The organism is Streptomyces syringium (assembly GCF_017876625.1).
Lineage (GTDB): Bacteria > Actinomycetota > Actinomycetes > Streptomycetales > Streptomycetaceae > Streptomyces > Streptomyces syringius.
The window spans coordinates 4,427,441-4,443,725 of record NZ_JAGIOH010000001.1 but is presented as its reverse complement, the minus strand read 5'-3'; the positions used below and the strand labels follow the sequence as shown (position 1 = coordinate 4,443,725).

Annotated in this window: 19 protein-coding genes and 1 pseudogene; 9 read left to right on the top strand and 11 right to left on the bottom strand. The window is 70.7% G+C overall.

From position 1 onward, the window contains the following. Positions 1–19: 19 nt before the first annotated feature. On the bottom strand, positions 20–892 hold the full coding sequence (locus JO379_RS19875; protein ID WP_207303956.1) for a hypothetical protein: 873 nt from the start codon (positions 890–892) through the stop codon (positions 20–22). A gap of 189 nt (positions 893–1,081) precedes the next feature. Then, the gene (locus tag JO379_RS19870; RefSeq protein WP_130879307.1) at positions 1,082–1,843 is read right to left on the bottom strand and encodes a phosphoglyceromutase; all 762 of its coding nucleotides are present in this window, start codon (positions 1,841–1,843) and stop codon (positions 1,082–1,084) included. A gap of 175 nt (positions 1,844–2,018) precedes the next feature. Here JO379_RS19870 and JO379_RS19865 point away from each other — a divergent pair, with 175 nt between their 5' ends. Then, on the top strand, positions 2,019–3,347 hold the full coding sequence (locus JO379_RS19865) for an MDR family MFS transporter (RefSeq protein WP_209516148.1): 1,329 nt from the start codon (positions 2,019–2,021) through the stop codon (positions 3,345–3,347). A gap of 517 nt (positions 3,348–3,864) precedes the next feature. Here JO379_RS19865 and JO379_RS19860 read toward each other — a convergent pair. Continuing rightward, the gene (locus JO379_RS19860) at positions 3,865–4,317 is read right to left on the bottom strand and encodes a hypothetical protein (protein WP_130879305.1); all 453 of its coding nucleotides are present in this window, start codon (positions 4,315–4,317) and stop codon (positions 3,865–3,867) included. A 243-nt stretch (positions 4,318–4,560) separates the two neighbouring features. On the opposite strand from JO379_RS19860, the gene JO379_RS19855 reads away from it, so the two are divergent. The 4 genes from JO379_RS19855 (at position 4,561) to JO379_RS19840 (ending at position 6,991) form a co-directional block, all read left to right on the top strand. After that, a complete protein-coding gene (locus JO379_RS19855; RefSeq protein ID WP_130879304.1) occupies positions 4,561–5,412 on the top strand; it encodes a Scr1 family TA system antitoxin-like transcriptional regulator in 852 nt (283 codons plus the stop codon). Positions 5,413–5,421: 9 nt separating this feature from the next. Beyond that, positions 5,422–5,613 (top strand): DUF397 domain-containing protein, encoded by a 192-nt coding sequence (locus JO379_RS19850; protein WP_130879303.1) that lies wholly within the window; start codon positions 5,422–5,424, stop codon positions 5,611–5,613. Positions 5,614–5,902: 289 nt separating this feature from the next. Further along, entirely contained in the window at positions 5,903–6,412 is a 510-nt protein-coding gene (locus JO379_RS19845) for an NUDIX hydrolase (protein ID WP_130879302.1), read from the top strand. Between the two features lie 36 nt (positions 6,413–6,448). Next, a complete protein-coding gene (locus tag JO379_RS19840; RefSeq protein WP_209516146.1) occupies positions 6,449–6,991 on the top strand; it encodes a radical SAM protein in 543 nt (180 codons plus the stop codon). On the opposite strand, the gene JO379_RS19835 is transcribed toward JO379_RS19840, so the two are convergent. Further along, positions 6,978–7,760, bottom strand: a complete 783-nt coding sequence (locus JO379_RS19835) for an oxidoreductase (RefSeq protein WP_130879300.1) — start codon at positions 7,758–7,760, stop codon at positions 6,978–6,980. The genes JO379_RS19840 and JO379_RS19835 overlap by 14 nt on opposite strands. Before the next feature lie 142 nt (positions 7,761–7,902). Here JO379_RS19835 and JO379_RS19830 point away from each other — a divergent pair, with 142 nt between their 5' ends. The 3 genes and pseudogenes from JO379_RS19830 (at position 7,903) to JO379_RS34155 (ending at position 9,267) form a co-directional block, all read left to right on the top strand. Then, positions 7,903–8,490 (top strand): TetR/AcrR family transcriptional regulator, encoded by a 588-nt coding sequence (locus tag JO379_RS19830; RefSeq protein ID WP_016645326.1) that lies wholly within the window; start codon positions 7,903–7,905, stop codon positions 8,488–8,490. A 79-nt stretch (positions 8,491–8,569) separates the two neighbouring features. Then, positions 8,570–8,812: pseudogene (locus tag JO379_RS34160) on the top strand (peptidase dimerization domain-containing protein); the annotation flags it as partial. After that, positions 8,812–9,267 carry a hypothetical protein gene (locus JO379_RS34155; RefSeq protein WP_372449097.1) on the top strand — a complete coding sequence of 152 codons (456 nt, stop codon included), beginning with the start codon at positions 8,812–8,814 and terminating at the stop codon, positions 9,265–9,267. The pseudogene JO379_RS34160 and the gene JO379_RS34155, both read left to right, overlap by 1 nt. A gap of 13 nt (positions 9,268–9,280) precedes the next feature. Here the strand turns inward: JO379_RS34155 and JO379_RS19820 are convergent, their stop codons facing one another. From JO379_RS19820 to JO379_RS19805, 4 genes are all read right to left on the bottom strand, one after another. After that, positions 9,281–9,829: a type III secretion system chaperone family protein gene (locus JO379_RS19820; RefSeq protein ID WP_130879299.1), complete on the bottom strand. Its 549-nt coding sequence runs from the start codon at positions 9,827–9,829 to the stop codon at positions 9,281–9,283. Beyond that, complete coding sequence (mshA, locus tag JO379_RS19815) at positions 9,822–11,183, bottom strand: D-inositol-3-phosphate glycosyltransferase (protein ID WP_307842069.1); 1,362 nt, start codon at positions 11,181–11,183, stop codon at positions 9,822–9,824. The genes JO379_RS19820 and mshA overlap by 8 nt, the downstream gene beginning before the upstream one ends. A 300-nt stretch (positions 11,184–11,483) precedes the next feature. Continuing rightward, positions 11,484–11,669 carry a hypothetical protein gene (locus tag JO379_RS19810; RefSeq protein ID WP_130879298.1) on the bottom strand — a complete coding sequence of 62 codons (186 nt, stop codon included), beginning with the start codon at positions 11,667–11,669 and terminating at the stop codon, positions 11,484–11,486. A 15-nt stretch (positions 11,670–11,684) separates the two neighbouring features. Further along, positions 11,685–12,761, bottom strand: coding sequence for a glycosyltransferase family 2 protein (locus tag JO379_RS19805; protein ID WP_130879297.1), 1,077 nt, complete (start codon positions 12,759–12,761; stop codon positions 11,685–11,687). A 356-nt stretch (positions 12,762–13,117) separates the two neighbouring features. On the opposite strand from JO379_RS19805, the gene JO379_RS19800 reads away from it, so the two are divergent. Beyond that, positions 13,118–13,924 (top strand): class I SAM-dependent methyltransferase, encoded by an 807-nt coding sequence (locus JO379_RS19800; RefSeq protein WP_209516144.1) that lies wholly within the window; start codon positions 13,118–13,120, stop codon positions 13,922–13,924. Positions 13,925–14,123: 199 nt separating this feature from the next. On the opposite strand, the gene JO379_RS19795 is transcribed toward JO379_RS19800, so the two are convergent. The 3 genes from JO379_RS19795 to JO379_RS19785 all read right to left on the bottom strand — a co-directional run bounded on the left by JO379_RS19795 (position 14,124) and on the right by JO379_RS19785 (position 16,252). Then, a complete protein-coding gene (locus JO379_RS19795; RefSeq protein WP_130879295.1) occupies positions 14,124–14,546 on the bottom strand; it encodes an Hsp20/alpha crystallin family protein in 423 nt (140 codons plus the stop codon). A gap of 87 nt (positions 14,547–14,633) precedes the next feature. Further along, entirely contained in the window at positions 14,634–15,080 is a 447-nt protein-coding gene (locus tag JO379_RS19790) for an NUDIX hydrolase (RefSeq protein ID WP_130879294.1), read from the bottom strand. Next, the gene (locus tag JO379_RS19785; RefSeq protein ID WP_209516142.1) at positions 15,077–16,252 is read right to left on the bottom strand and encodes a CHAD domain-containing protein; all 1,176 of its coding nucleotides are present in this window, start codon (positions 16,250–16,252) and stop codon (positions 15,077–15,079) included. Before JO379_RS19785 ends, JO379_RS19790 begins: the two co-directional genes overlap by 4 nt. Positions 16,253–16,285: the final 33 nt, after the last annotated feature.

The following is a 16,285-nucleotide window of genomic DNA, read 5'->3' as shown; positions in this document are numbered from 1 at the left end:
GACGCCCGTTCTCTTCCCGTCACTGCTTCACGGTGCGGCGGCGGTACCAGAACATTCCACCGGCCAGGCCGGCCGTGGCACCCGCGGCGAGGAGAATGATCGGGACGTCGGACGAGGACTCCGTCGAGGACGAGGCCAGCTGCGCGGTGGCGCCACCGCCCGCGTGCGCGGGAGCGTGCGGCTTGCCGTGCCCGTCGTGACGGCCGTCGTGGTCCTTCTTGTGGCCGTCGTGACGCCCGTCGTGGTCGTGACGGCCGTGGTCCTTCTTGCCGTCGTGGTCGTGGCGGCCCTCGTGGTCGTCGCGACCGTCGTGGTCGTGGCGGCCGTCGTGGTCGTGACGCCCGTCGTGGTCCTTCTTGTGACCGTCGTGACGCCCGTCGTGGTCGCCGCGGCCGTCGTGGTCGTCGCGCCAGTCGTCGTCGCGCCAGTCGTCGTCGTGGTCACCACGGCCGTCGTGGTCCTTCTTGTGGCCGTCGTGGTCACCGCGGCCGTCGTGGTCCTTCTTGTGACCGTCGTGGTCCTTGCGACCGTCGTGGTCGTCCCGGCCGTCGTGGTCCTTCTTGTCGTGGTCCTTCTTGTAGCCGTCGTGGTCACCACGGCCGTCGTGGTCCTTCTTGCCGTCGTGATCCTTCTTGTGACCGTCGTGGTCGTTGTGACCACCGTGGTCCTTACGCCCGTCGTGGTCGTGGCGGCCGTCGTTGTCGCAGTCGTCACGGCCGTCGTGATGCTTGCCGTGATCGTCGTGGTCGTCGTGGTCGGTGGCCGGGTTCTCGCCGGTGGCCACGACGGGGGCCGTGACGGGGCTGTCGACGGCGTAGGCGGGGACTGCGGAGACGCCGCAGACGGCGACTACGGTGGCTGCGCCGCATATGACGGAGCGGATTGAGTGCATGGTGTTACCTCCTTGCTTCGAGGCTGACCCGCACATCCGTTCCTCGCATCCGGAGCGTATTCGCACTACTCCATTCGGTGACCGATCCACTGCGCCCACCGGGCCCGCCAGGGCCTTTCCCGGGGCAGCACAAAGCCCCCTGGCCGCGGCAAAAGCGCAGGCAGGGGGCTTGGCGGTGCGTGAGGGGCGTTACTTCTTCTTGCCCTGGTTCTTCACGGCCTCGATGGCGGCCTTGGCGGCCTCCGGGTCGAGGTAGGTGCCACCGGGCTTGACCGGGTTGAAGTCGGCGTCGAGCTCGTAGAAGAGCGGGATGCCGGTCGGGATGTTCAGACCCGTGATGTCCGCGTCGGAGATGCCGTCCAGGTGCTTGACCAGGCCGCGCAGGCTGTTGCCGTGGGCGGCGACCAGGACGGTACGGCCGGCCAGCAGGTCCGGGACGATGCCGTCGTACCAGTACGGCAGCATCCGCTCGACGACGTCCTTGAGGCACTCGGTGCGCGGACGCAGCTCGCTCGGGATCGTCGCGTAGCGCGGGTCCTCGCTCTGCGAGAACTCCGTGCCGTCCTCGAGGACCGGCGGCGGGGTGTCGTACGAACGGCGCCAGAGCATGAACTGCTCCTCGCCGAACTCGGCGAGGGTCTGCGCCTTGTCCTTGCCCTGCAGAGCGCCGTAGTGACGCTCGTTCAGCCGCCAGGAGCGGTGGACCGGGATCCAGTGACGGTCCGCGGACTCCAGCGCCAGCTGCGCCGTGCGGATGGCGCGCTTCTGGAGCGAGGTGTGCAGTACGTCGGGGAGCAGGCCGGCGTCCTTCAGCAGCTCACCGCCGCGGACTGCCTCCTTCTCGCCCTTCTCCGTCAGGTTCACGTCCACCCAGCCGGTGAACAGGTTCTTCGCGTTCCAGTCGCTCTCGCCGTGGCGGAGGAGGATCAGCTTGTACGGTGCGTCGGCCATGCCCAAGAGCGTAATCGACGCCCGAGACCGCCCGGACCCCCGCCGCGCCTGGCCGCCCGGACGCCCCGGAGGCGGTGGACGGTTGACGATGATCGTCAATTCAATGGCGCGGACACGCCAAGCGTGTGTAAGTTGCGTCGACGGATTAAGACACTTACACATCGGGGGTCGCGGGATGTCGGTAGCGAGCATGAGGCGGGCGGCGAGAGACAGCGTCTCGGGCCTGCCCCGGGAGTTCTGGTGGCTGTGGACATCCACCCTCGTCAACCGGCTCGGCGCCTTCGTCGCGACGTTTTTGGCCCTCTATCTCACCCTCGAACGCGGCTACTCGGCCTCCTACGCCGGTCTCGTCGCCGCCCTGCACGGGCTCGGCGGCGTGGTCTCCTCGATCGGCGCGGGCGTGATGACCGACCGGCTCGGCCGGCGTCCCACCCTCCTCATCGCGCAGACCTCGACCGCCGCGTCGGTGGCGGTGCTCGGCTTTATGCAGCACCCGGTGGCCATCGCGGGCGTCGCGTCCGTGGTCGGCATGGCGAGCAACGCCTCCCGGCCCGCGGTGCAGGCGATGATGGCGGACATCGTGGCCCCGGAGGACCGGGTGCGGGCGTTCGCGCTCAACTACTGGGCCATCAACCTCGGCTTCGCCTTCTCCTCGCTCGCCGCCGGACTCATCGCCGAGCACAGCTATCTGATCGGCTTCCTCGGCGAGGCGGCCATGACGCTGGCGTGCGCGATCCTCGTCTTCCGCAAGATCCCCGAGTCCCGGCCCACGGTGGCGCCGGGCGCGGCCGGCGCGGCCGAGACCGAGATCGGCATGGGGACGGTGCTGCGCGACCGGCGCTTCATGGGCGTCGTCGGGCTGTCCTTCCTGATCGCCCTGCTCTTCATGCAGAGTTCGGTGTCCCTGCCGGTGGCCATGGGCGCGGACGGCTTCTCCAGCAGTGACTTCGGCATGGCCATCGCCGTCAACGGCGTACTGATCGTGGCGCTGCAGATCCCCGTGACCCGCTTCATCGAGCACCGCGACCCGCAGCGGCTGCTGGTGATCTCCGCGCTGCTGGCCGGCTACGGCTTCGGGCTCACCGCCTTCGCCGGGTCGATCGCCGTCTACATGCTGACGGTCTGCGTGTGGACCCTGGCGGAGATCATCAATTCCCCCACCCAGATGGGCCTCGTCGTCCGCCTCTCCCCCACCCACGGCCGCGGCCGCTACCAGGGCGTCTACACCCTGTCGTGGTCGGCGGCCGCGCTGGTCGCCCCGCTGGCGGGCGGCGCCGTGATCGACCACTACGGGGCGGACACGCTGTGGGCCGGGTGCGCGGTGATCGGCACGATCGCTGCCGCGGGGTACTGGCTGCTGATGCGGAATCTGCCGGCGGCGGAGCGGGGGGAGACGGCGGGGGTGTCTTCGGCGTCTCCGGCGGGCGCGGCCCCGGCGGGCGCGGCCCCGGCGGGCGCGTCTTCAGCGGGCGCCCCGGAGGCCGAGCCGACGGCGGCTGCCTGACCGGTCGTCACGCGGGCGCCGGCTCCGGCCCGGCCTCCCACCCTGTTCGCCGTAGCCCGCCTGCCGCTCTCTCTGTGGCAGGCGGGTGCGCCTACGAGGTCAGCACCGGCGCGGGAGGTATTTCCCCCTCCTTTCTGCCGTCCGACCGGGTACGGGAGGACGACCGGGGCCGCACGCGATGACGGACGGTGGCCCTCACCGAGGGCTGAGCGTGTTGGCCGGACGGCAGCTGAACCACCGCGTCGCGCGGGACGACCAACACCTCGATCGGTTCGTTGTGGCACCAGCAGCGGTACCTGACCCCGGGGACATCGGTCGGGGGCGGCATCAGCGCTCGGTGGGGGTTGGGCGTCGACCACCACATGGAGAGCAGGCCCAGCCCGGAAACAATGAGCGCCAGGACCAAGGCGCCGATCACCACGGGCCACGCGTCACCGACGAGCACGGGAGGACCTCCGTCCGGAGAAGGTGTCGCAGGCGGTAGTGCGCAAGCGCCACGGAATCCGCGCGGGCTCGATCATCCGCGCACCGCCTTCGCGTCACGAAGCTCGAACCACACGCGCGTGGCGATACGGCTGTTGTGCCACGTTCTCGTCACACCCGCCGCGTAGGTCAGTCGGCAGAGAAGCCGCAGCCCGGCCTCCGTGTCCATCTCGCGCCGCATCGTGCGGTGTGACGAGCGGCTGTCGCTGCCCTCGTCCCCCACCGCGATGATCACGCGCGCCGGGTGCACGGATACGGCAACGGCCAAGGACGGTCCGGACATGAGGGGAAGGACATGCGCCACCGCGTCGGACACGCAGATGCGTGCGGGGTCGATCAGGTGGGGATGGCCGGTCACGGCCAGTACCGCCCGCACGGAGTCGCGGGCGAGTCTCGCCGTCGAGGGGATGGCCGGGCCGGTGATCCGGTAGCGCTCGGCCTGTACGTAGTCGTTGGTGCGGGGACTGTTGAGCGTGGCTGTACTCATGGGTCGTCTCCCATCGGTCGTAGCCGCGCACCTCACGTCGTCCGTGGCTCGGCCGCCCCCGGGCGGCCCAACTGGGCGCGCGGCGGCTGCACTTCGGGTCTTCCCGGCGTGCTGCGCGGTGCTGACAGGACCATAGAGGTGGCGGATGCACCAGTGCAACCACTTCCGGAACACTGCTGCAACTGGTGGACCCGCAAGAAGGACCACGAGAGACTGTGCGTAACGACCAGGGGAGGACGGTATATGCCACCTAGAGCGGCGCCCACGGCTCGACAGCGCCGATTGGGGGCAGAGCTCCGCAAAATGCGCGAACACTGCGGTCTCACTGTCGCTGATGCCGGCAAAGAGTTTGGTGCGGATCGCACCCGCATCAGCAACATCGAAGCGGGCCGTATCGGCATCAGCGCGGAGCGACTGAGAACGCTTGCCAATATCTACGCATGTCCAGACCCGGAATGTGTAGACGCGCTGGCGCGCATGACCGAGGAGCGCGGGAAGGGATGGTGGGAAGAGTACCGCGAAACGCTATCAGCCGGGGCTCTCGACCTAGCCGAGCTTGAGCACCACGCCGTACGCCTAACGGTTCTGCAAGTCGTCTACATCCCCGGCCTGCTTCAGACTGAGGAATACGCGCGGTCCCTGTTCGGGCAGACCGTACCGGAGCTGTCACCCATGGACGTACAGCGTCGCGTCTCATTCCGAATGCAGCGCAAGCGAGTAATAGAGCGCGACCCTGCAACTCCCTGCACCTTCGTGATCCACGAAGCGGCTCTGCGCATGCTCTTCCCAGGGGCCGAAGGCCAGCGGCGCCAGCTGGAAAGACTGGCGGAGATGGGCGATCACGACGCCATTTCCGTCCGCATCATTCCGTTCGCCGCAGGCGCGTTCCCAGGCGCTAACAGCTCCCTCACATATGCGGCGGGGCCTGTTCCGAAACTGGATACGGTGTCGCTGGACACGGCACACGGGTCGGTGCCCCTGGATGCTGAATCGCACCTGGAGAATTACCGGAGCATCCTCCTCCGCACAATCAAGACATCCCTCGCTCCGAAAGAGTCGCGGGATTTCATCCATAAGATCGCTAAACAACTGTGAAGGCATAGCATGTCTCAGATTGCGTGGCAGAAGTCCTCTTTCTCTGGCGATAGAGACGACTGCATTGAACTGGGCCGATCCGAAGACGCGATCCTGGTGCGCGAGAGCGACGACCCGGGCGTAATTGTCACCACAAGCCCGGACAAGCTGCGCGCATTCCTGCTCGGCGTCAAGGCGGGGGAGTTCGACCACCTCATTTGAGCGATCTCGCGCGCGACCAGCCCCCCATCCTCGCAGGTGGGGGGCTTTTGGCATATGCCGTTACACAGGTTCAACGTTGCACCCTTGTAACCACCGGGTGAGCGGCGCTACCTTCCCTTTCAGTGCCGCTCCGGGTGGATCGCCAGGCAGGACCACGCCCGGATCGGCGCGCAACTCCCCCTGCCACCAGGAAGGTTGCCGGGGGAGGCTCCCCCGAGGAAGCCCTCTGCCGCCCACGCTCCAGGGCGGGTGAGGGTGCCACCGGCTCACGGAACGTTGGGTTGACGCAATGGAAACGGCGTGGTTGGGATCAACGGCGGTTCTTCACACGGGCCTCGCCCGCATCACCGATGAGTCCGGGCGGATTCTCCTTCTGCTGACCGGCACGGACGTCAAGTGGTGCCTGCCAGGCGGCATTTGCATCCCGGGAGAACCGCCCATAGACGCCGCCGCGTATCAGATCCGGCGGACCATGCGCATCGATGTAGCCCCTCAGCGCGTGGTCGGATACGCCCCAGGCGCAGCGGACCGTCACCCCGTCGCGCAAGGCCCCCCGGGGGACGCCTACTTGATGGAATGCAACCCCCTGAGCCCGTCGCAGATCAAGCGCATCACCCTCCCCGAGGCGCCACCCCGGGAAAGGCCGGAATTCCTGAAAGTCGCCTTCTGGGACCCGTTCAACCTTCCCCCGGGCATGCGCCCCCGCGACCTGCGACTGCTCGGCCGCGAGGCTCGTGTCGAGCCCCCCGTTCCCATCCCTCACCTGTCGCGCAGGGAATTCTTCCGCCTGACCGGATGAGACCCAGCGAGCAGCTCCAGACCATCGGGAGAACGCATGCACTCTGTCATCGCGAGTCCCCAAGAAGCCAAGTACGTCATCGTCCGCCCCGGCGCACGGGCTGGCATGCAGATCCCTAGCACCCACTACCGCGAGTTCGCCGACGCGGTCGACGCCGCCCTCGCGGTCCCGTCGTGGCTCGTCGAGGCCGCACAACAGGCATGGGGGCTCAACCTCGCCAGCGAGCGCAGCGACCGAGCCGTGCTCGTCCGACCCGTGACAACCCTCGCCTTCAGCCGCGCCACCTGGGAAATCAACCTCGGCTGCAACTTCAACTGTGAGCACTGCCATCTCACCGGGGGCGAGCCCCTCATCGATCCGCACTTCTCCGACGCCTACCGCCACGCCTACGGCATGGGCATGCTGCTCGAGATCCTCACCAACGGCTCACGCCTGCACCAACACGTCGAACTACTGGTCGAGATGCCGCCACACAAGGTCACCATCTCTCTCTACGGCGCCACGGCTGACACCTTCGAGAGCCTCACCCGCACCGGAGAGACAGGGAAGGGGGAAAGGAAGGTGTTCAGGTGGTCTTGATCGCTCCGCCGTCGATGACGTGGTCGGCGCCGGTGGTCGCGGCGGCGAGCGGCGAAGCGAGGTATGCGACGAGGGTCGCGACCTCGTCCGGTTCGACGAGCCGGTCGATGAGCATGCCCATCGCCGTAGGCAGACCGGCCAGGAGGTCGGCTTGCGGGATGCCCATGGATGCGGCCAGCTCAGCGCCGTAGCCGGTCGGGCTCTCCCACATGTCGGTGCGGACCGGACCGGGCGAGACGGTGTTTACTCGCACCCCCTTCGGGCCGAACTCGTGGACGAGGGCCTTGCTGAACGCGGTCAGTGCGGCCTTGGCTGTCGTGTAGGCGATGGGGCCGCCGTGCGGGACGCGGGCGCCTATGGAGGACACGTTGACGATCGCGCCGCGAGCGGCCAGCAGGGCGGGCATAGCCGCGCGGGTAACACGGATGGCCGCGAAGAAGTTCAGGTCCACCACCTGCGCCCACTGCGCGTCCGTCAGGTCGAGGAAGCCGCCGCTCAGACCGCCGTCACCACCGCCGACGTTGTTGACCAGGATGTCGATGCCGCCCAACTCGGCCATGGCCTGGGTGACGAGGCGCTCGGCTCCGGCGGGATCGGACAGGTCCACCGCTACCGGCGTCGCGCCGGCCGCCTCCAGTTCCGGGGTGGGAGTGCGGGCTGCCGCGATGACCCGGACGCCCTCGGCGGTCAGGGCCCGGACGATGGCCAGCCCGATGCCGCGGCTGGCGCCCGTGACCAGGGCGGTCTTGCCGTTCAGTCGCAGATCCATGGTGTCCCTCCACAAATAACAGCATCTTGCATGTCGCATAGAACGTAGAACATGCAACTCTGCTGTTGCAACTTGCTGGCGAGTCGACACATGGACGTACCATCGTCGGGCCGTCCGCCGAACCAGAAGGGCCCGTACTCCCATGGCGCTGCCTGCCTCCGCCAAACCGCTCCGCGCCGACGCCGAGCGAACGGTCCGCGCGATCCTCGAAGCCGCAGAGCGGGTACTGTCCACGAACCCGGCGGCGCCGATGGAGCAGATCGCCGAGGCCGCCGGGGTCGCCCGGACCACCGTGCACCGGCGGTTCGCCTCACGGGAGTCCCTGATCGCAGCACTGGCCGCATGGGCAACACAGCGGTTCCACGACGCCGTCGAAGCTGCCCGGCCGGACACCGCCCCGCCTGCCGTCGCGCTCTACCAGGTCACCGCGAACGTGCTGCACGTGAAGATCGGATGGGGCTTTGCCATGGGCGCCCTCCCCACCGACGCGCCCGAGGTCGCGCGCGTGCACGCCGCGGTGCTGGCCCAGTGCGAGCGGCTGTTCACCCGGCTTCGCGACGCTGGTCTGCTGCGGCCCGACACCGATCTGGACTGGGCGCGGCGCGTGTACTACGCGCTCATCCACGAGGCAGCGGCCGAAGCACCGGACACGGACGCCGCCGTGGACACCCTCGCCACGCGGGTGGTCGACACCCTGCTGCACGGCATCGGCACGTCGGCCACCCCCTGATACCAGGCCCTCGGCCCGCGGTCCGACACGGGAAATACAGTCTGGGCACGATGAGGCCGCCGCCCGCCCGGCCGGGGTGATGATCGGCTATCCCGGGCTGGACGAGATCGTGGTGGGCGGCCGGGGCCTGTGGCGGGTCACCATCACGGTCCGCGCCCCTTCAGGGCACTCCGGGTCGAGCAAGGCGGTGGCAGGCGCCATTTCCCGGGCCGCTCACCTCGTACGCCTGCTGGATGCCGCCGAGCTGCCCGGCGTGGACGGCGACTCCGGGTCGGTGACCTCCTTTCACGGCGGCCAGGGCTTCTCCGTCACCCCCGACCGGTGCGACCTCAACCTCGACGTTCGCACCACCCCCGGCTTCGACGCGCACGATGCGGAGGCCCCCTTGTCCGCAAGGCCGTCGCCGAACTCGACGCGGACCTCCCCGCGCCTCAGCCGACACAGGTCACCCCTGTCGCGATCTGGCCGCCCTTCCGCCTGGCCGAGGACGAGCAGCCCGCTGCCGCCCTGCTGGGTGCTGCCGCCGAGGCGGGCCTCACGGTGCGGGCGAAGACCGCTGGCCCGTCGAACATCGGCAATCTGCTGGCTGGGGAAGGCATCCCGGCCACGGCCGGTTTCGGGGTGCCGTACCGGGGGCTGCACGGCATCGACGAGCGCGCCCGCCTCGCCGAGCTGCCCACGGTGTACGCCGTCTACCAGCGGGCCGTACTCGACCTCCTGGGGACTGACGTCCCGGGCCGTCCAACTTCCTGCGGAAAGTGGAGCGCCCAGCTCTAGCTGCCCACCGGCTTCAGGCCGGGGCTCCGCCCCCGGCACCGGGCTCGCCGGGCTCCCCGGACGGGCTCGGAGTCCCCGTCTCGTCCCGCGTCAGGTTCGCGAACGCGTCCAGATTGCGTGTCGACTCGCCCCGCGACGTGCGCCACGCGTACTCCTTGCGGATCGCGCTCGCGAAGCCCATCTCCAGCAGGGTGTTGAAGCTGCCGTCGGCGTTCTCCAGCACCGTGCCGAGGATGCGGTCGATCTCCTCGGGGGTCACGGCGGCCAGCGGCAGGCGGCCGACGAGGTAGATGTCGCCGAGCTGGTCGATGGCGTAACCCAGCCCGTACAGGCGGGTGTTCCGCTCCAGGAGCCAGCGGTGCACCGCCTCGTGGTTCTCGTCGGGGCGGCGCACGACGAAGGCGTTGACCGAGAGGGAGTGCTTGCCGACGATCAGCGAGACGGTCGTCGACAGCTTGCGGGTGCCGGGGAGCTTCACGACGTACGTACCGTCGCTCGGGCTCTCCCATTCGAGGTCGGCGTCGCTGAGCGTCCGCTCGAGGGTGGAGTTCGCGTCAGACATGCGTCGAGCGTAGGCGACGGCGCCGCTCGTGGATCGCCGCCGCGTAGACGTCGGCCGTGGCGGCGGCCGCGGTGTCCCAGCCGAAGGACCGTGCGTGCGTGGCCGCGGCCGCGCCCATCCGGTCCGCGAGCGTGGCGTCGTCGGCGAAGCGGTTCAGCGTCCGGGCGTAGTCGGCGGGGTCGTGGCCGTCGACGAGGAAGCCGCTGACGCCGTCCCGCACGGCCACCGGCAGGCCGCCCACGGCGGCCGCGACGACCGGGGTGCCGCAGGCCTGGGCCTCGGCGGCCACCAGGCCGAAGGACTCGCTGTAGGAGGGCATGACCAGCACGGACGCGGCGCGGTACCAGTCGGCGAGCTGCTCCTGGCCGACCGGCGGGCGGAAGCGGACGACATCGGCGATGCCGAGCCGGGCGGCGAGCTTCTGCAGGCCCTCGGGCTTGGCGAGGCCGCTGCCGCTGGGGCCGCCGACGACGGGGACGACGATCCGCGAGCGCAGCTCGGGCCGCTGGTCGAGGAGGTGGCCGACGGCGCGCAGCAGGATGTCGGGGGCCTTGAGCGGCTGGATCCGTCCGGCGAAGAGGGGGACGAGCGCGTCGGCGGGCAGGCCCAGCCGGGCGCGGGCGGCGGCGCGTCCGTCGGCGGGGGTGAAGCGGTCGAGGTTCACGCCCGGGTGGACGACGGCGACCTGGGCGGGGTCGGCCTCGTAGTGCCGCACCAGCTCCTCGGCCTCGCCGTCGGTGTTGGCGATGAGCCGGTCGGCGGCGCGGACGATCTGCGTCTCGCCGATCACCCGCGCGGCCGGCTCGGGGGTGTCGCCCTCGGCGAGGGCGGCGTTCTTGACCTTGGCCATGGTGTGCATGGCGTGCACCAGGGGGACGCCCCAGCGCTCGGCGGCGAGCCAGCCGACGTGGCCGGAGAGCCAGTAGTGGGAGTGGACGAGGTCGTAGTGGCCGGGCCGGTGACCCGCCCAGGTCTGCATCACACCGTGGGTGAAGGCACAGAGCTGGGCGGGCAGCTCTTCCTTGGCGAGCCCTTCGTAGGGGCCCGCGTCGATGTGCCGGACGAGCACGCCGGGGGCCAGCTCGACGGCGGGCGGGAGGGTGCCGGTGGTGGCACGGGTGAATATCTCGACCTCGATGTTGATCGCGGCGAGTCGCTTGGCCAGCTCCACGATGTAGACGTTCATGCCGCCCGCGTCGCCGGTGCCCGGCTGGTGGAGCGGGGAGGTGTGGACGCTGAGCATGGCGATGCGGCGGGGTCTGCGGACTCCCCCGAGCCGTCTGCGCGGGGCGCCCGTGAACGGGCCGAGTGTGCGGCCGCGGCGGTTGCCGAGCCGGGCTGCGTACTGGCTCACCGTGCGGGTCCTCCGTCCACCTTGTAGGGCGCCTTGGCAGGGCGCCTCGGGAGCGCGCCTTGGAGGGCGTCCACCACCTGTCAACGGAGTGCAACGCTACGGAGGACGCCTCCCATTCCCTGTTCCTGCGCGTGAATTATCACCGGATGTATACCCGTATAAGGCCTTTGTGGTGGCGCACGAGCGGAGGAGCGCGGTCCGGTGGCTGTGATAGACGTGCGGTGTGTGCGGGGAGCCCGCTTGCACCGGGCTCCCCGCACACACCTGCTCTCATTCCCCGACGGTCACGTCCCCGGCGGGTTACTCCCCGGCGGCGCGGGCGTCGAGGCGGCGACGGCGGATCGAGGCGGCGTAGGTGGCCAGGCCACCGCAGACCAGGGCGACGCTCGCGGCCAGGATCAGCTGCGAGGTGGACGACGATCCGGTGGCCGCGAGGGTGGCGCCACCCGTCACGACGCCCGCGGCGCCGCCGGCGGTGTAGTTCATTTTCGTTCCCCTTCTCTATTTCCAGGCGCTGACGCGCGTGGAGTAGGACTTGATGACAGAGGTGATCAGCCAGTAGTTGCGCACGGTGGCGAACACCAGCCCCGGGAGCATCAGGACCTCGACCACCACGGCCTTCCAGCCGAGGTGGCGCACCCTGAGTCCTGCGAACACTGACCAGAAAGCGATCAGTGAGAACCAGATCGGGTCGAAGAGGAACCCGTGCCGGGCCATCACGCCCAGCCAGACGGCGAGCCAGCCGACGGTGTAGAGGAATCCGGCGAAGCCCAGCACCATCGTGACGATCGAGAACCACGTGTACCGGGTCCAGCCCCGGCGCCGGAGGGTGTCCACGGTGCCGCGCCCCCACCGCTCGCGCTGCTGGATCAGCTCGCGCAGGGTGGGCATCAGATCGGTGTAGGCGATGCAGAGCTGGTTGGCCGTGACCTTCCAGCCCGCCTCCTTGAGGGCGATCGTCGTCTCGTAGTCCTCGACGAGGTTGGCGTGGTCCTCCCAGAACACGTCGCCCCGCCAACGGACCACGCTGAGCAGCGCCTCGGTGCGGTAGAAGGAGCCGGCGCCCGACATGCTGTGGATGCTGCCGCGGTACCGGCTGCGCGCGTAGCGCCCGTACTCGATGATCTGCATGCCCGTCAGATACCGCTGCCAGGGGCTCTTCCAGAGGTCCGTGCGGCCCAGGCAGGTGGCGCTGAGGCCGCCGATCTTCGGATCGGACCGCATGACGTGCCGCGCGCGGGCGAGGAACTGGTGGTGCAGGCTCGTGTCCGCGTCCATGACCAGCAGATGCCGGGCGGCGGCGGTCAGCCCGCCCTCGACCTGGCTCAGCCACTGGATGCCGTGGTTGAGGGCGCCCGCCTTCTTGTGCGGGTTGTCCGGGAGATTGAGCACGACCGTGTACGGCGCCTCTGGGCGGCTCGCGAACTCCCGGGCGATGGACTCGGTCCGGTCGGTGGAGTTGTTGACCACGACCACGATGAGATCGGGCCGGTAGGTCTGGGCCGCCAGCGAGTCCAGGGCCATCAGGACCCCGACTTCCTCATTGCGCGCCGGCACGACCACCACGGTGTCGAACATGACGGAGGACGGGGTCGCCAGCACCCGCCGTCTGCGGTGGCCCTGCCCCCGCCTGCGCTTTCCCCCCGTACTGCGACGTCCCGAACGGTCCGACCGTCCTGAACGTCTTGATGCGCGCGCGTCTAACGCGTCCACAGGTGACCCCCCGCCCCCTTTGCGCACCGCCCGACGCCCTGCCCCCCATGGCGTTCATCGGACATATCAGTGCACATGTGTTCGAGGTGATCTTTACATCCCTTGGTCCGTACTTGCAAGCAAACAATGAGGTTTTTGTGAAGGCGACGTAAGTGCCGGCTCCGGCGTACCGGGCGTAACGGCGCCCGTCGGCGCGCCCCGCACCGCTTAGGCTCTGTGGCATGCCGCCCCGCACCGCCCCGCACAGCCGTCCCGTCGGTTCGGCGACCCGTGGGACGACCAATCCGAACCGGCTCCGGCGCATGGACCGCTGGATCGCCGACGCGCACGGCGCCGCGCTGCGCCGCAGCGCCGACCCCGTCGCCGTCGACCTCGGGTACGGGGCGGCCCCCTGGACCGCGGTGGAGCTGCTGGACCGGCTGCGGACGGTGCGCGACGCGGCAGAGGTCGTCGGCGTCGAGATCGATCCGGCGCGGGTCGCGGCGGCGAAGCCGTACGAGCGGGAGGGGCTGTCCTTCGCGCACGGCGGGTTCGAGGTGCCGCTCGGTGCCGGGCGGCGGCCCGCTCTGATCCGGGCCGCGAACGTGCTGCGGCAGTACGACGAGGACGAGGTGGCCGCCGTGTGGGCCCGGCTGTGCGCCCGGCTCGCGCCCGACGGGCTGCTCGTCGAGGGCACGTGCGATGAGATCGGCCGTCGGCACGTATGGGTCGCGCTCGGCCCGGAGGGCCCCCGTACGGTCACCTTCGCGACCCGGCTCGGCTCCCTGGCCACCCCCTCCGACCTGGCCGAACGACTGCCGAAGGCGCTCATCCACCGCAATGTGCCGGGCGAGCCGGTGCACGCGTTCCTGCGCGACTTCGACCGCGCGTGGGCGGCCGCGGCGCCGTACGCTGCGCTGAGCTCGCGGCAGCGGTGGATCCGTACGGCGTCGGCGCTCAAGGCCGACTGGCCCCTGACGGACGGGCCCCGGCGGTGGCGGCAGGGTGAGGTCACGGTGCGGTGGGAGGCGGTGGCGCCTCGCGGCTAGGCGGTGCGGGTCCGTACGCCGCGGGCGCGTCCTCGGCTGAGCTCAGCCGAAACCAGCCCGTCCGGCGATTGAGGACACCGCCGCGCAGCGGGGGTGCAGGCACACGGCCCGCAGCGCCCCGGCCGCAGGCCGTCCGTGCCGCCTGCGGCGGCGAGCGCCCTGCGGGCGCGTCCTCAAGCGCCGGACGGGCTTGATTGGCTCAGCCCGCAAGCTGCCTGCGGCCGCCGCCGCCCGAGATCGTGATCTTGCGCGGCTTGGCCTCTTCCGCGACCGGGATGCGCAGCGTCAGCACTCCCAGGTCGTAGGAGGCGTCGATGCGGTCGGTCTCCAGCGTGTCGCCCAGGAACAGCTGTCGGCTGAACGTGCCCGTGGGCCGCTCCTCGACGATCAGCTCGGCGCCCTCGGGGGCCGTCTTGCGGCGCTCGGCGTGGATCGAGAGGACGTTGCGCTCGATGTCCAGGTCGATCGTTTCGGGGTCGACGCCGGGGAGGTCGAACTGGACCACGAATTCGTCGCCGACGCGGTAGGCGTCCATCGGCATGGCCGCGGGGCGGGCCTCGGTACCGAAAACCTGACGGGTGAGGCGGTCGAGGTCCCTGAACGGGTCGGTCCGCATGAGCATCACAGGTCACTCCTTTTCTCTGGCACTCGGTGGGATGCCCTCGCCCTTCTTATATAGCGCGCAAGAGAAAAGTTGACAAGCCTGGGCTCAAGCTTCGTGCGCCCCCGCCCGCAGGACGGCCAGCAGCGCGTCGACGAGCCGCCGGTCGCGGTCGTGGGTGAGGCGGTTGCGGGCCGCCGCCGGGGGCAGCCACAGGATGCGGTCCACCTCGCGGTTCGGCGCGAACGCGCCGCCCGTCGCCCGCGCCGCCCAGTACCGCACCTCCTTGGGCCGGCCCTCCGCCAGATAGTGCGCGGTGGGCAGGGCCGGGCCCGGCTCGCACGTCATGCCGGTCTCCTCCAGCACCTCCCGCAGGGCGCCGGCCAGGGCGTCCTCGCCGCGCTTGAGCTTGCCCTTCGGCCAGGACCAGTCGTCGTACTTCGGGCGGTGGACGAGGCCGAGCTCCAGCCGCCCGTCGTAGGGGGACCGCCGCCACAGCGCGCAGCCCGCCGCCAGGACCGGCGGCGACGCATCTGCATCGCCGGGGCCGGTCACGGCGTCGTCACCGCCAGCCGCTGCCAGAGCCGGCCGAAGGCGAAGCGGGCGGCCTCCACGTCATGGCGCTGATCGGCGTGCAGCACCCCCAGCGCGTACGCCGTGGCGGGTGCGATGCGGGGCGTGCGGGCCGCGGCCGCGGCGGCCGCCGCGGCCTCCGCCGCGTCACGGTGCCGGTCCAGGGCCTGGCTCGCCCCCAGCAGCCGCACGGACAGCGCCGGTTCCACCTCGGTCTGCTCCTGCTCGTCCAGCACCTCCTGGCCGTACCGTCGCAGCCGCACCAGCCGCCGGACCTGGTGCCAGGGGGCGTCCTGCCGCCCCTCGGCGGGCGGGGCGTCGGCCGCCGGGGTCGCGGCGAGACCGTGGGCCAGGGCCTCGGCGTTGTACGGATGGCCGGCCACCGACAGCGGCAGCGTCTCGACGGCCTCGGCCAGCCGGCGGTGCGCCTGGTCGACGAAGTGCGCCAGCGCCTGGCGGGCCAGGAGGTCGTGGGCCGCGGGGTCCAGCGGGACCTCCGAGGCGAGCACCGCGACATGGTCGGCGAGGGCGTGGAAGCGCGAGGAGCCCAGCGCCTGCAGGGCCGCCGAGTGCGCCCGCGTCCGCGCCAGGGTCAGCCGCCGCTCCAGCAGCGCCCCCGCCCGGGCCGCGCCGACGGTCAGCCCGCCGCCGGGCGTCTCCCGCGTCCGCGCCCGGGCGCCCGCACCGGACTCGCCGCGCGGCGCGACGACCGCCGTGTCCGGCTCGGCCTCCCCGGTGCCCGCGCCCGACAGCCGGTGCAGTGCCCCGCGCAGCCGGGCCAGCCGGGCCGCGTAGGCGTGCTCGCGGGCGAGGATCTCCGACAACCACACCAGCTCGGAGCGGAGTTGGTCCGTCCACGCGGTGTCGGTCAGCGGGCGGTAGACGTGCAGGACACCGGAGAGGCGCCGGGCCGACCGGCGCAGCAGCCGCGCGGCCTCGGTCGCGTCCTCGGCGTCGGCGCCGCTCTCGCCGTGCGACCGCAGGCTGCGCAGGAACTCAGTGGCCTGGGTGTGCAGATAGCCCGCGAGCACCTCGCCCGCCGTCGCGTCCCCCGCACGCGGGGCAGCCGGCCCGGAAGCAGATCCGGAAGCAGTTCCGGAAGCAGGAGGCGGGGTTCCCGGGGCCCGGGTTGCCGCAGGGGAATTCGTCGTCATCGTGTCCCGCCCGCAGGGAGCGCCGACCGTAAT